16 protein-coding genes are annotated in these 13,031 nt (G+C 69.0%); 14 read left to right on the top strand and 2 right to left on the bottom strand.

The window, feature by feature from the left end:
* The first annotated feature begins 11 nt into the window (after window positions 1-11).
* From FDZ84_RS09500 to FDZ84_RS09445, 12 genes are all read left to right on the top strand, one after another.
* Window positions 12-566 carry a hypothetical protein gene (locus tag FDZ84_RS09500; RefSeq protein ID WP_168585587.1) on the top strand — a complete coding sequence of 185 codons (555 nt, stop codon included), beginning with the start codon at window positions 12-14 and terminating at the stop codon, window positions 564-566.
* A gap of 52 nt (window positions 567-618) precedes the next feature.
* Entirely contained in the window at window positions 619-1,290 is a 672-nt protein-coding gene (locus tag FDZ84_RS09495) for a hypothetical protein (RefSeq protein ID WP_168585586.1), read from the top strand.
* The gene (locus FDZ84_RS09490) at window positions 1,290-1,709 is read left to right on the top strand and encodes a hypothetical protein (protein WP_168585585.1); all 420 of its coding nucleotides are present in this window, start codon (window positions 1,290-1,292) and stop codon (window positions 1,707-1,709) included. Before FDZ84_RS09495 ends, FDZ84_RS09490 begins: the two co-directional genes overlap by 1 nt.
* Complete coding sequence (locus tag FDZ84_RS09485; RefSeq protein ID WP_168585584.1) at window positions 1,702-2,136, top strand: hypothetical protein; 435 nt, start codon at window positions 1,702-1,704, stop codon at window positions 2,134-2,136. The genes FDZ84_RS09490 and FDZ84_RS09485 overlap by 8 nt, the downstream gene beginning before the upstream one ends.
* Window positions 2,137-2,219: 83 nt before the next feature.
* On the top strand, window positions 2,220-2,588 hold the full coding sequence (locus FDZ84_RS09480; protein WP_168585583.1) for a hypothetical protein: 369 nt from the start codon (window positions 2,220-2,222) through the stop codon (window positions 2,586-2,588).
* 34 nt (window positions 2,589-2,622) lie between these two features.
* Complete coding sequence (gene hemL / locus FDZ84_RS09475; RefSeq protein WP_168585582.1) at window positions 2,623-3,972, top strand: glutamate-1-semialdehyde 2,1-aminomutase; 1,350 nt, start codon at window positions 2,623-2,625, stop codon at window positions 3,970-3,972.
* The gene (locus FDZ84_RS09470) at window positions 3,969-4,604 is read left to right on the top strand and encodes a histidine phosphatase family protein (RefSeq protein WP_168585581.1); all 636 of its coding nucleotides are present in this window, start codon (window positions 3,969-3,971) and stop codon (window positions 4,602-4,604) included. The genes hemL and FDZ84_RS09470 overlap by 4 nt, the downstream gene beginning before the upstream one ends.
* Complete coding sequence (locus FDZ84_RS09465) at window positions 4,601-5,197, top strand: TlpA disulfide reductase family protein (protein ID WP_190820583.1); 597 nt, start codon at window positions 4,601-4,603, stop codon at window positions 5,195-5,197. Before FDZ84_RS09470 ends, FDZ84_RS09465 begins: the two co-directional genes overlap by 4 nt.
* Before the next feature lie 296 nt (window positions 5,198-5,493).
* The gene (locus tag FDZ84_RS09460; RefSeq protein ID WP_168585580.1) at window positions 5,494-6,276 is read left to right on the top strand and encodes a cytochrome c biogenesis CcdA family protein; all 783 of its coding nucleotides are present in this window, start codon (window positions 5,494-5,496) and stop codon (window positions 6,274-6,276) included.
* Window positions 6,276-7,898 carry a cytochrome c biogenesis protein ResB gene (locus FDZ84_RS09455; protein ID WP_168585579.1) on the top strand — a complete coding sequence of 541 codons (1,623 nt, stop codon included), beginning with the start codon at window positions 6,276-6,278 and terminating at the stop codon, window positions 7,896-7,898. Before FDZ84_RS09460 ends, FDZ84_RS09455 begins: the two co-directional genes overlap by 1 nt.
* Window positions 7,898-8,896 carry a c-type cytochrome biogenesis protein CcsB gene (gene ccsB / locus FDZ84_RS09450; protein ID WP_168585578.1) on the top strand — a complete coding sequence of 333 codons (999 nt, stop codon included), beginning with the start codon at window positions 7,898-7,900 and terminating at the stop codon, window positions 8,894-8,896. The genes FDZ84_RS09455 and ccsB overlap by 1 nt, the downstream gene beginning before the upstream one ends.
* Window positions 8,897-9,132: 236 nt before the next feature.
* A complete protein-coding gene (locus FDZ84_RS09445) occupies window positions 9,133-10,755 on the top strand; it encodes a MinD/ParA family protein (RefSeq protein ID WP_168585577.1) in 1,623 nt (540 codons plus the stop codon).
* 43 nt (window positions 10,756-10,798) lie between these two features.
* Here FDZ84_RS09445 and FDZ84_RS09440 read toward each other — a convergent pair whose 3' ends face one another.
* On the bottom strand, window positions 10,799-10,990 hold the full coding sequence (locus FDZ84_RS09440) for a hypothetical protein (protein ID WP_168585576.1): 192 nt from the start codon (window positions 10,988-10,990) through the stop codon (window positions 10,799-10,801).
* A 218-nt stretch (window positions 10,991-11,208) separates the two neighbouring features.
* Window positions 11,209-11,433 carry a BldC family transcriptional regulator gene (locus FDZ84_RS09435; RefSeq protein ID WP_168585575.1) on the bottom strand — a complete coding sequence of 75 codons (225 nt, stop codon included), beginning with the start codon at window positions 11,431-11,433 and terminating at the stop codon, window positions 11,209-11,211.
* A gap of 174 nt (window positions 11,434-11,607) precedes the next feature.
* Between FDZ84_RS09435 and FDZ84_RS09430 the strand changes: the two genes are divergently transcribed.
* Window positions 11,608-11,922 carry a DUF4229 domain-containing protein gene (locus tag FDZ84_RS09430; RefSeq protein WP_256413673.1) on the top strand — a complete coding sequence of 105 codons (315 nt, stop codon included), beginning with the start codon at window positions 11,608-11,610 and terminating at the stop codon, window positions 11,920-11,922.
* A complete protein-coding gene (locus tag FDZ84_RS09425; protein ID WP_210435494.1) occupies window positions 11,919-13,022 on the top strand; it encodes a PLP-dependent cysteine synthase family protein in 1,104 nt (367 codons plus the stop codon). Before FDZ84_RS09430 ends, FDZ84_RS09425 begins: the two co-directional genes overlap by 4 nt.
* Window positions 13,023-13,031: the final 9 nt, after the last annotated feature.

Below are 13,031 nucleotides of genomic sequence, written 5' to 3'. Positions count from 1 at the left end.
ACGGTTTCCGGGTGACAGTGCCCCAGAACCCCTGGCAGGGCCAGAATCCCCAGCAGGTCGCGCCGCAGGCGGGCTATCCGCAGCAGATTCCCGCCGGGAAGCCGCGCGTGCCCGGCACCGTGGGCTTCGCCAGCGTCGTCGGGCTCGTGATGCCGCCGCTGTCCGCGGCGCTGAGCGTCCTAAACTTTGTGATCATGATCGTCATGTTCGGCAAGTACATCCCGGACATGTGGTCCGTCCTCCTCACCAACGTGATCTTCGTCGGCATCGCAGTGGTGTCCGCGGTCCTTTGGATCGTGTTCTCCCTGCTGATGCGGCGCGGGCGCGGTTGGGCCCGGACCGTGCTGGTGGTCATGTCCGCGATCTGGCTGATCTACACCAGCTACTCGATCGCCTCGTTCCTGGTGGCCGTCGGCGGGAACATCGGGCCCGTCCTCGGCAATCCTTCGGCGATCATCGGCATGGTCCAGATGTTCATCATCGTCCCGATCACGACGGTGCTCTTCATCGTCCTCGTGTTCCTGAAACCGTCGAACGACTACTTCAAGGCCACGCGGTGCAGGTGAGTTTCCGCAACCAAGTAGACAGCGACTCCGCCCTGTTCATACTGTTTGCCGCGTGACTTCACCGCAAAATCCTTGGCAACAAGGTGGGTACCCGCAGGGCGGGACTCCATCCGGCGGTTTTCCGCAGCAACATCTACAGGGCGGGTATTCGCAGTACCCGCAGTCGAATCCGTTCGCGGCGCCGCCGGTTCCGGCGCAGGAGCTGAGCACGTTCCAGCGGCCGATCACGGTGGAGATCGCGTTCTGGATCGCGATCGTCGTGCCGCTACTGGCCACGGTGCTGTCCGTGCTGAGCTACATGCTGCTGCAGGGCTTCGTGAACGACTCCATCGCCGGCAGCATGGGCGACCCGGATCTCGACCAGCAGATCTCGTCCGTCGCCAACGGGGTCATGCTGTTCTTCTTCGTCTTCATCACGATCATCTACCTGGTCCTGACCGGGTTGTGGATCCTCTTCGGCTTCAAGATGCGGGCCGGGAAGAACTGGGCGCGGATTACGCTCACGGTGTTCGCGGGACTCTGGATGCTGTTCGGCGTCATCGCCCTGATCCAGGGTGGCAGCATGACGATGTCCGGTGACCTGGACGGCGCGAACCTGCCCAGCTCGTACTTCGCGTTGTCCTACAGCCAGACCGGGTTGGGCCTGGTAGGGATGATCGTGTTCCTCACGTTGGCCTACCTGAAGCCGTCGAACTGGTACTTCAAGGCGGCGAGCCGGTTCTGATGGATTCGCCGCGACCGCTGCGCTACGCCATCGTCCTGTGGTGGGTGGTGGCGCTCGTGCTCGCGTGGCAGACGGCGTCGATGTGGTTCGGGCGCGCCGAACTGGCGGGACGGATGATCGAGCGGCGCCAGGCCACACCGGCGGACGCGGTCGAGCGCACGCAGCAACTGCTCGTGACGAACACCGGGATCGCCGCGGCGCTAGTGGCGGCCTACCTGGTGTTGGGGGCGCTGCTGTTCAAGCGGCGCCCCTGGGCCCGCGTCGTGCTGTCGGTGTTCGCACTGCTGCACCTGGTGATGCTGCTGGGCACCGGGGCGGTGTTCAGCGTGAACGTGGTCCTGCTCATCCTGGGGGCCATCGCCGCGGTGCTGATGTGGCGGCGTTCGAGCACGGACTGGCTGACGGGTGAGCATGACTGAACTGGTGCTGTATTCGGAGCGCGGCAGCAGCTGGTGGCCGGTCCTGTGGGGACCGGTGTTCGCGCTGCTCGGGTTCGGCGTCGAGGCGTTGGCACCGGGCTCGGTGAACGCGGCGGCGTGGCTGCTGGTCGGCGGTGTGCTCGCGGCCGCCGCCGCGACCTGGGTGTACGGCCGCCGCCGATTGGTTTCGGTGCGGCTGACGCCGGCAGCGCTGGTGCAGGGGCGGGAAGAGCTCGCGGTCAGCCGCATCGCGGCGGTCACCGAGGTAGGAACGCCCGTGGGGGCACGAGTGCTCGGCGGGAGCTGGACGATCCCGAAGGGAACGGGTGAGGTGCCGCTGCGCCTCGAACCCGACGAAGTGGTCTTGGCCTGGGCGAAGGACCCCGAAGCCCTGTCGGCGGCCCTGGCCCGCCTGGTGGAGGAGTAGTCGTCACGGCTCTGCCCGCGGTTGGAGCAGCGCTTGCTCGGCTGTTTGCGGTGTGCACGGTGAGTCGTGAGACGCTTCTTCGCGTGACGACTCCGGAACCGTGGCCTGCCGACGGGCCGAAACTCACCGTCGACACCGAAAGCGCCGAGCATGCCGACGAACCAACTCGTTCGGCCGGGCTGAACCAGCCGTGGCGGGCCGCCGTTGCCGGGATCGAGCTCGTCGTTGCCGTGGTGCTGCTGCTCGTGGGTTGGTGGGCGTGGCAGCGCGGGACAGTGACGATCTACCTGCCGGGACCGCAAGGCGCCGTCGACGTCGTCACCAGGTCGATCGGGAGCTGGCTGGGCACCTCCGTGGGTGCGGTGACGCTGGCCGGGTTGCTGCTGCTTGACGCGATCCGGCAGTTGGTGCTGGCGTCACGGGCCCGCTGCCGGCAGGCCAACGGGGTGTGACCGGTCACTGCGCCGCGCCTGTCAGACTGGGGACGTGACAGCTCCTGCGAACCCCGCATCGAATTCGAACGACGATCCGGCTCCGCGGTCGCGGCAGCTGTTCGAGCGCGCACTCGCGGTGACGCCAGGCGGCGTGAACTCGCCGGTCCGGGCGTTCCACTCGGTAGGCGGTACACCGCGCTTCATGGCCCGCGGCGAAGGCGCCTACCTGTGGGACGCCGACGACAACCGGTACGTCGACCTGGTGTCCTCCTGGGGGCCAATGATCAACGGCCACGCGCACCCCGACGTGGTCCGGGCGGTGCAGGAGGCCGCTTCGCACGGGCTTTCCTTCGGCACGCCGGGCGCCGGTGAGATCGACCTCGCCCAGGAGATCATCGACCGCGTCGAACCGGTCGAGCAGGTCCGGCTGGTCAACTCCGGCACCGAGGCGACGATGAGCGCCGTCCGGCTGGCCCGCGGGTTCACCGGCCGCCAGAAGATCGTCAAGTTCGCCGGCTGCTACCACGGCCACGTCGACGCGCTGCTGGCCAGCGCCGGCTCCGGGGTCGCCACCCTCGGGCTGCCGACGTCGCCGGGCGTCACCGGTGCCCAGGCGGCGGACACGATCGTGCTGCCCTACAACGACCTCGAAGCCATGCGGCAGGTCTTCGCCGAGCGGGGCGACCAGATCGCCTGCGTGATCACCGAGGCCGCGGCGGGCAACATGGGCGCGGTCGCGCCGCTGCCCGGTTTCAACGCCGGGCTGCGGGAGCTCACCAGCGCCGCCGGGGCGCTGCTGATCATGGACGAGGTCATGACCGGTTTCCGCGTTTCCGCGGCCGGTTGGTTCGGCATCGACGGCATCGCCGGTGACCTCTACACGTTCGGCAAGGTGATGTCCGGCGGGCTGCCCGCGGCGGCCTTCGGCGGACGTGCCGACATCATGGCCCGTCTCGCCCCGTCCGGGCCGGTGTACCAGGCGGGAACGCTGTCCGGGAACCCAGTCGCTGTCGCCGCCGGGCTGGCAAACCTGCGCGCCGCCGACGCTGAGGTCTATGCGGCGCTGGACCGCAACAGCAAGTGGCTCGGCGAACTGCTCGGCGCGGCGCTGACCGCGGAAGGCGTGCCGCACCAGGTCGCATACGCCGCGAACATGGTCAGCGTCTTCTTCAGCGAGACCCCGGTGCACAACTACGAACAGGCGCAGGCCCAGCAGGTCTGGCGGTTTCCCGCGTTCTTCCACGAGCTGCTCCGGCGCGGTGTGTACGCGCCGCCGAGCGCGTTCGAGTCCTGGTTCGTCAACGCGGCGATGGACGAGGCGGCATTCGAGGCGATCGCCGAAGCTCTGCCGCACGCCGCCCGGGCCGCCGCCGCGGCCACCGCCCCGGAGGCGCGCGCATGACCGGCGAGAAGACCGTGGTGCACTTCCTGCGCCACGGCGAGGTGCACAACCCCGACGGCATCCTCTACGGCCGCCTGCCGGGATACCGGTTGTCGGACCGGGGCGAACAGCAGGCCAAGATCGTCGCGGAGTTCCTGACCGGGCGCGAGGTCACGCACGTCGTCGCTTCGCCGTTGCAGCGCGCGCAGCAGACCGCCATCCCGATCAGCGCGGCGTTCCAACTCGACGTGGCCACCGACGAGCGGCTCATCGAGGCCGACAACCGCTTCGAAGGCCTGAAGGTCTCGGTCGGGGACGGTGCGCTGCGGTCGCCGAAGCACTGGCCGAAGCTGTGGAACCCGCTGCGTCCGTCGTGGGGCGAGCCGTACCTGCAGATCGCGCACCGCATGCTGGGCGCGGCGCACCGGGCCCGGGCGGCCGCCGCCGGTCACGAGGCGGTGTGCGTTTCCCACCAGCTGCCGATCTGGACGCTGCGCCGATTCCTGGAAGGCAAGCCGATGTGGCACGACCCGCGGCGGCGGCAGTGCTCGCTGGCGTCGCTGACGAGCCTGGTGTTCCGCGGCGAAGAACTGGTGCGGATCGCTTACGTCGAGCCGGCCGGGGAAACCGATCCGAAGGTGACAGGGGCATGAAACGACTGTTGGTGCGGTTCGGGCTGGTCGCGGCGGCGTTAGCGCTGGTCGCCGGCTGCGCGACCCAGGGCGACGATGCTGTCTCGCAGGGCGGCGGCGGTGAGTTCACCTTCGTCTCGCCCGGCGGGCAGACCCGCATCTTCTACCCGCCGGAGCAGCGCGGCCGGGTTTCCGGCATGTCCGGCGAGAGCCTCCTGGAACCGAACAAGCAGATCGGGCTGGACGACTTCAAGGACAAGGTCGTCGTCCTGAACATCTGGGGCTCGTGGTGCGGGCCGTGCCGGTCCGAGGCGGACGACCTGCAGGCGGTGCAGGACAAGACCGCCGCCCAGGGCGTCCAGGTGCTCGGCATCAACGTGCGGGACAGCCAGACGGCCGCCGCGGACTTCCACCGCGACCGGAAGCTGACCTACCCGTCGATCTTCGACCCCTCGGGTCGCACGCTGCTGGCGCTGCGGCAGTTCCCGCGCAGCACCGTCCCGGCCACGATCGTCCTCGACCGGCAGCACCGTGTCGCGGCGGTCTTCCTGACGGAGATGTTGGAGAGCGAACTGCTCCCCGAAGTCCAGAAAGTCGCCGCCGAGCAGGGCTGAGGGTTCCAGGCCCGTGCCGGTGGGTGAGCGGCGATTTCGCGCGAAAACGCCGCTCTGGACACCCTCCGTACGTGCAGGTGGCGGCCCATGCGGACGCGGGCGCGCGCTAGGCTCCGGCCCGGTGTGATGCTCGCCTCCTGGCCGCCCGGAGGAGTGTGCGGTGGTCCCGAAAACGCGGGACCTAAGGCCCTGGCAGGTTCTCGTCGCGCCTGCGCAAGACGTTCACCAGGAAAGATGTGGGCCGGTTCACCGAGCCCGGTGGTAGATCGCCCTCTTGACTTTCCTACCCTCGAAGTGTGAACCCCACCGAGCTCGCCGCGACCGGTCCGCTGCTGTTCGCGGCGGCGATCGCAGTGCTCGCCGGGGCGATCAGCTTCGCCTCGCCCTGCGTGGTGCCGCTGGTGCCCGGATACCTGGCCTACCTGGCCGGTGTCGTCGGCGCCGAGGCGCCGCCGGTGGACGTCGCGGAGGCCGAGCAAGGCCGCCGCGGGCGCTGGCGGGTCGCCGGAGCCGCCCTGCTCTTCGTAGCCGGGTTCACCGCTGTCTTCGCCTCGGGAACGCTCATCCTCCTCGGTCTGTCAGACGTGCTGTTGGCCAATGAGCTGCTGCTGCAGCGCATCGGCGGGGTCGTCACGGTCGCGATGGGGCTGGTCTTCCTCGGTTTCGTGCCGGCCCTGCAGCGCGACGTTCGGCTGCACCGGGTGCCACGCGCCGGGGTGTGGGGTGCGCCGCTGCTGGGGGCCGTGTTCGGGCTCGGCTGGACGCCGTGCCTGAGCCCGACGCTGGCCGGGGTCACGTCGGTGGCGATCGCCACCGACGCCGGTACCGGCCTGGCGGTCCGCGGCGTACTGCTCGTCCTGGCCTACTGCGTGGGCCTGGGGCTGCCGTTCGTGCTGCTGGCGATCGGGGCCCGGTGGGCGATCCGAAGCGCCGGCTGGTTGCGTCGGCGTGCCCAAGCCATCCAGCTCGTGGGTGGCGTGCTGCTGGTGGTGGTGGGCCTGCTGCTCGTCACCGGTTTTTGGGGAGAGCTGATCGCGGTGCTGCGTGGTCCGATCGCCGGTTTCGAGACGCCGATCTGATGCCCGGATTCCTCAAGGCGACCCTGGCGTTCCTGCGCAACACCTGGCGCGGGCTGACCTCGATGCGCACCGCGCTGGTGCTGCTGTTCCTGCTCGCGCTCGCCGCGCTGCCCGGTGCGCTGATCCCGCAGCGCTCGCTGAACCAGACCGAAGTGGACCGGTACTTCAGCGATTACCCGAATCTCGCGCCGATCCTGGACAAGCTCGGTGCGTTCGAGGTGTTCAGTTCGGTCTGGTTCGCCTCCATCTACGTGCTGCTGTTCATCTCGCTGATCGGTTGCCTGCTGCCGCGCTGCTGGGAGTACTACAAGCAGTGGCGCAGCAAGCCGGTCCGGACGCCGCGCAACCTCGGCCGGATGCCGCACTACGAGCAGGCCACCGTCGACGCCTCGGTCGACGAGGTGATGACCTCCGCCCGCAAGCGGCTGCGCGGCTGGCGCATGGTCGAACGCGAAGAGGCCGATGGCGCGCGTTCGATCAGCGCCGAGCGCGGTTTCCTGCGGGAGATCGGCAACCTCGTCTTCCACTTCGCCCTGGTGGGCATGCTCATCGGCGTCGCGGGCGGCAAGCTGTACGGCTACGAGGGCCAGGTCATCGTGGTCGCCGACGGCTCCGAGTTCTGCAACTCCGGGACCTACAACTACGACTCCTTCCGCGCCGGGCTCACCGTCGACGGCACCCAGCTCAACCCGTTCTGCGTGCGCCTCAACAACTTCGATGTGAAGTACCAGCCGACCGGGCAGGTCGAAAGCTACCGCGTCGACATGCAGTACCAGGCCGGTGGCGACCTCGACACCAACACCTGGCAGCCCTACCTGCTGCAGGTCAACCACCCGCTGCGCATCGCCGGCGACCGCGTCTACCTGACCGGCAACGGCTACGCCCCGAAGTTCACGGTCACGTTCCCCGACGGCCAGCAGCGCACCGGGCTCATCCAGTGGCAGCCGGTTTCCGTTCAGACGATGCTGTCGCAGGGCGCCACCAAGTTCGACCCGCCGGGCGTGCAAGACGAGGCGCAGCGGCGTCGGAGCCAGCTCGCGATCACCGGCCTGTTCGCGCCCACCGCCGCCTTCGACGGCAAGGTCCTGAGCTCCGGCTTCCCGGACCTGCTCGATCCGGCCGTGGCCGTGGACGTGCTGCGCGGCGACCTCGGCCTCGACTCCGGGCGCGGCCAGTCGATCTTCAGCGTCGACCAGTCCATGGTGGACCAGGGCAGGCTCAAGCGGGTCGCCCGGCAGAACCTGCGCCCCGGCGAGGAGATCCGCCTAGACGACGGCACCACGGTCCACTTCGACGGTGTCGAACGCTGGGCCAACCTGCAGGTCTCGTACGACCCGTTCCAGCCGTGGGTGCTCGGCTTCGCCATCGCGATCATCTTCGGCGTCGGGACCTCGCTGACCATCAAGCGCCGCCGGGTGTGGGTCCGTGCCGTGCCGAGCCCGGAACCGGATGATTCCGGTTCCGCGCGTACCGTTGTCGAAGTCGGCGGACTCGCCCGAACCGATCAGGCCGGTTATGGCGAGGAGTTCACCAGGCTTACCGCCGACCTGCTCGGCACGGGTGTCGATCACTCGCCGCAGTCACGCGCGGTCGCAGGGCCCGCGCGCGAAAGGAAGAGCTGATGCCGGTCAATCAGACGCTGTCGACCTACAGCGACATGGCGTACGCGACCTCCGTGGTCGTCTACATCGCCGCGATGTTGCTGTACTTCGGGGAATTCGCTTACGGCAGGGCCGGGGCGGGAGTCCGTAAGCGCGAGTCGGCGCTGGTCAACGCCGGTGGAGGGGCCGCCTCGACCCCGGTGATCGGGCACGTTGAGACCCCGCAGAAGCGCCCGCTGAGCGAGCGACTCGGCGGCATGGCCGTCGCCATGACCGTGCTCGGCGCGTTGGTGCACGCTGCCTCCCTTCTGCTGCGCGGTTTCGCCACCGGCCGGGTGCCGTGGGGCAACATGTACGAGTTCGGTTCGGCGATCTGCCTGGCCGCGGTGGTCGCCTGGGTCATCGTGCTGTTCCGGCAGTTGCGCGCCGAGCGCCGCGAGGCCACCCCGGCGCAGCTGCGCGGACTCGGTGGCTTCCTGATGCTGCCGGTCATCCTGCTGCTGTTCCTGTCCGGCACGGTGCTCTACGCCAAGGCCGCCCCGCTGCAGCCGGCGCTGCAGTCCTACTGGATCGTGATCCACGTCGCGGCGGCGATCGTCTCCAGCGGTGTCCTGCTCTTCGCGGGTGTGGCCAGCGTGCTTTACCTGCTGCGGTGCCGGTTCGAGAACAACCCGCTGAAGCTGGCCAAGTTCGGCTCCCGGCTCCCGACCAGCCAGGCGCTGGACCGGATGGCCTACCGCGCCACCGTGATCATCTTCCCGGTCTGGACGTTCGCGATCGTCGCCGGCGCGATCTGGGCGGAGGCAGCCTGGGGCCGGTTCTGGGGCTGGGACCCGAAGGAGACCTGCTCGTTCATCGCGTGGGTCGTCTACGCCGCGTACCTGCACGCCCGCGCCACCGCCGGCTGGCGGGGCGTCCGGGCCGCGTGGATCAACATCTTCGGTCTGGCCGTCATGATCTTCAACCTGTTCTTCATTAACATCGTCGTCGCCGGGCTTCACTCGTACGCTGGACTGTGAGTTCGTGATCTGCGTCGGTCGGTGCGCCGCCGCGAATCGGCCGCAACGGCCGCATTTCCCGGTGCGCCGCCAGCCACCTGCGCAGTTCGGGCTCCCAGTGCGGCGGCCGTCGGCGGAAATGACCCGCCACCCCCGGTGACTTGTGGGTATATCTGGGACTAGCGTGCCTTGCGGAGACGGGGAGATTTCGATTCGGTCCGGCAGGGCCCGACTCGATTGTTGGAGGGACGGCAACGGTGACCGGTCAGTACGAAGAGCCCGGAGCGCGGCGCGAGACGGGTACCGCCTCCACGCAAGCCGACGGTGCGGTCGCCGAGCCGCAAACCAGGGGCAACGGCGCGTCGTCGGCTCCGGACGGTCAGTACGTCGAGCCCACGACGTCGCCGGGGCAACCGCGCCCGGCGGACGAGCAGCCGACACCGTCCTACACGGACACGTCGCAGCCCGAGCAGTCCGGGACTTCCTCGATGGGCGACGCGCCGCAGCCGTACTACCCGGGCGGTGCGCCGAGCGGCGCCGCAGCGCCGCCGCAGTACGCCGACCCGAACCATTCCGGCCCGCAGCAGTTCCCGCCGGGGCCGGCCGCCGGTCCGCAGCAGCAGCCGAACACCTCGGGTCCGCACCCGGTGCCCGGAGCGCAGTCGGGTCCCTACTCGGTTTCTGGTGGACCCTCCGGACCGTTGCCGCCAGTTTCCGGAGGGCAGTCCGGACCGTTGCCGCCGCCAGTTCCCGGAGGGCAGTCCGGGCCGTACGCGCCGGTGTCAGGTGGGCAGTCCGGGCCGAATCCGAGCGAGGGCGATCAGCCCTTCCCCGCGCACCCGTACGCGCCGCAGAACCCGCAGGGCGGGCCCCAATCGGGCCCGCAGCAGTCGTTTTCGTCATACCCCCAGGCTGCCCCGTCCGGCGGCGCCGGGGATCAGCCGTTCGGCCAGGACCTCTCGTCCGCTCAGCTGCTCCGGCCGACCAAACGGTCACCCCAATCGGGTTGGCGCAAGGCCGTCTACCTGGCCAGCGGGAAGAGCGTGAACCTCGGCGAGGGGCCGGCCGATCGGCAACGCCGCGAGCTGATCACCCGGATCAACCAGCCGCTGCAGGGCTGTTACAAGATCGCGATGCTGAGCCTCAAGGGCGGTGTCGGCAAGACCACGGCCACCGCGACGCTCGGCTCCACGTTCTCGTCGCTGCGCGGCGACCGGGTGATCGCCGTCGACGCGAACCCGGACCGCGGCACGCTGAGCCAGAAGATCCCGCTGGAAACCACCGCGACCGTGCGGCACCTGCTGCGTGACGCGCACCGGATCCGCAAGTACAGCGACGTCCGCTCTTACACCTCGCAGGGGCCGAGCCGACTGGAGGTCCTCGCCAGCGAACAGGATCCGGCCGTTTCCGAGGCGTTCAGCGAAGACGACTACCGGCGCACCGTCACGCTGCTTGAGCACTTCTACAACGTGGTGCTGACCGACTGCGGCACCGGCCTGATGCACTCCGCGATGAAGGGCGTGCTCGACATGGCGGACTCGCTGGTCATCGTGTCGTCCAGCTCGATCGACGGGGCGCGCAGCGCTTCGGCCACATTGGACTGGCTGGACGCGCACGGCTACGGCGACCTGGTGTCCCGGTCCGTCGCAGTGATCAACTCTGTGCGCCCGGGGTCCGGCAAGGTCGACGTGGACAAGGTGGCCGCGCACTTCGCGGCTCGCTGCCGCGCGGTTTCGAAGATCCCGTTCGACCCGCACCTGGAAGAAGGTGCGGAAGTGGAGCTGGATCGGCTCGACGCGCCCACCCGGATGGCGCTGCTGGAACTGGCCGCGATCGTGGCCGACGACTTCCCGCACGCCCTGGGCCGCAACCGGGGCTGATGTCGCGTTGGTGTGGGCACTGCCGCCCACACCAACGGCACGCTCAGTCGTCCTCTCCAGATCGCGGCTTGCGCTGCTGTTCGCCGAGCCGGCGCAGGAACTCGGGGTCGTCGTCCGGAGCGATGGGGGCCCGCCGGGGACGTCGCCCTGCCGCCCCGCTCGCCTGGGGGCCGAAGGCCTTCCACATCAGCACGACGACGGTGAGCGCACCGATCGCTGCCAGGACGTAGATCATCGTGGCCACCTCCAACTGTTCCGCTTCGAGATTAGCCAATCCCGGGTGCGGTTGTCGTCGTCGCAGGTGGCACTGCCAAGGGTGGATCCAGGTGGCGCCTCGCGTGGTGGGCGAGGCGCCACCTGGATCGGCGGTCGCCGGGACCGCCGGCGATCTTCAGATCTCCGGTGGCGGGGTGCTATCCGGCGGCCGAGGCGCCGGGCCGCACCGATCGCCGCTCAGGCTGACCGGTTGACGTCGTTGGTCAGCTCGGCCAGCAGGGTGCGGACCTCGGACTCGCGGAAGCGGCGGTGGCCGCCGGGGGTCCGGATGGAGCCGATCCGGCCGGCGGTCGCCCACCGGGTCACGGTCTTGGGATCGACCCGGAAGAGCGCGGCGACCTCACCGGGGGTGAGGAGCTGCTCCTGACCGTTCTGGCGAGGCTGCTGGGTCGTCGCGGTCACAGGTGACCTCCACGTTGCGAGTAGTGGTTTTTCGGGCATTCCGGTCGCATCCTGACACCTCGATGGTCAGGTACTCGAACATTTGGGTTTAGGTAAAGGGAAGGTAAGGGACGAAAACGGCGCTTCGGGCGGGGTCCCACGGGGCGCCGCCCTGCTTGCTCTACCCTGGATGACGTGCAGGAACAGCAAGAAGTCGGAACCGCGGTCCAGGGCTCGAAGCCGAATCTCGCGCGCGACATCGTGCTCTACACCGTCGCCAGGTTGGGAATGGTGGCCGCGGTGGCCGCAGTGTTGATGCTGGTGCACGTTCCCGCCCTGGTCGCGTTCGCGGTGTCCGTCGTGGTCGTGATGCCGTTGTCGATGCTCGTGTTCGGTCGGCTTCGCCGCAGGGTCGCCGTCGGCATGGCAGACCGTGCGGCCGAACGCCGGGAGCGCCGAGAAGAGCTCCGCGCGCAGCTGCGCGGCGAGAGAACTTCGGAAGCCCAGTGACCGACAGCACTCAAATCGACCGTTCCTGCACCCGAACGCGCAGCTGGACCAGCGAAGCGGTCCGCATCATCGAGGCCGACGCGAACCGCAGCGCGGACACCCACCTGCTGCGCTTTCCGCTGCCCGCGGAGTGGGGCGTCGATCTTTACCTCAAGGATGAGTCAACACATCCGACTGGTTCGCTCAAGCACCGGTTGGCCAGATCGCTGTTCCTGTACGCGATCTGCAACGGTTGGGTGACGGAAAACACGCCGGTCATCGAGGCCTCGTCGGGCTCCACGGCGGTTTCCGAGGCCTACTTCGCACGCCTGCTGGGGTTGCCGTTCATTGCCGTGATGCCCCGATCCACCAGCCGCGAGAAGGTGTCGCTCATCGAGTGGCAGGGCGGCCGCTGCCACTTCGTGGACGAGCCGGGCGCGATCTACACCGAGTCCCGCAGGTTGGCCACCGAGCTCGGCGGCCACTTCATGGACCAGTTCACGAACGCCGAGCGGGCCACCGACTGGCGTGGCAACAACAACATCGCCGAGTCGATCTTCGAGCAGCTCGCGCTGGAACCGCACGCCGAACCGGCGTGGGTGGTGGTCGGTGCGGGCACCGGCGGCACCAGCGCGACGATCGGGCGCTATCTGCGCTACCGCAGGCACAACACGCAACTGGCCGTCGTGGACCCCGAGCACTCGGTGTTCTTCGACGCCTGGCGGGACAGCGATCCGACGCGCACCAGCGACTCCGGGTCGCTGATCGAGGGCATCGGGCGGCCGCGGGTGGAGCCGTCGTTCGTCGGACAGGCGATCGACCGGATGATCAAAGTGCCGGACGCGGCATCGATCGCCACGATCCGCTGGGTCGAAAAAGTTCTGGGGCGGCGCGTCGGTGGCTCCACCGGGACGAGCCTGTGGGGCGTGTTCGGCCTGATGTCGGAGATGATCCGGCAGGGCCGCAGCGGCAGCATCGTGACGCTGCTCTGCGACGGCGGGGAGCGCTACTCGCACACTTATTACGACGACGAATGGGTCGCCGAGCGCGGCCTGGACCTGACCGTGCCGACCAAGGTCCTGGACCACTTCCACGCCACCGGCGAGTTCCGGGCAGACTGAGCGCGGAGC

The sequence above is a fragment of the Saccharopolyspora sp. ASAGF58 genome (assembly GCF_012277335.1).
In the GTDB taxonomy this organism is placed as follows: Bacteria; Actinomycetota; Actinomycetes; order Mycobacteriales; family Pseudonocardiaceae; genus Saccharopolyspora; species Saccharopolyspora hattusasensis.
This window is presented reverse-complemented; position numbering and strand designations above follow the sequence as displayed.

Bases quoted from the DNA above. Each gene is read 5' to 3' on its own strand.
- ccsB (WP_168585578.1), top strand. From the start codon at position 7,898: ATGCCGGTCAATCAGACGCTGTCGACCTACAGCGACATGGCGTACGCG.
- FDZ84_RS09490 (WP_168585585.1), top strand. From the start codon at position 1,290: ATGGATTCGCCGCGACCGCTGCGCTACGCCATCGTCCTGTGGTGGGTG.
- FDZ84_RS09470 (WP_168585581.1), top strand. From the start codon at position 3,969: ATGACCGGCGAGAAGACCGTGGTGCACTTCCTGCGCCACGGCGAGGTG.
- FDZ84_RS09465 (WP_190820583.1), top strand. From the start codon at position 4,601: ATGAAACGACTGTTGGTGCGGTTCGGGCTGGTCGCGGCGGCGTTAGCG.
- FDZ84_RS09440 (WP_168585576.1), bottom strand. From the start codon at position 10,990: ATGATCTACGTCCTGGCAGCGATCGGTGCGCTCACCGTCGTCGTGCTG.
- FDZ84_RS09455 (WP_168585579.1), top strand. From the start codon at position 6,276: ATGCCCGGATTCCTCAAGGCGACCCTGGCGTTCCTGCGCAACACCTGG.
- FDZ84_RS09485 (WP_168585584.1), top strand. From the start codon at position 1,702: ATGACTGAACTGGTGCTGTATTCGGAGCGCGGCAGCAGCTGGTGGCCG.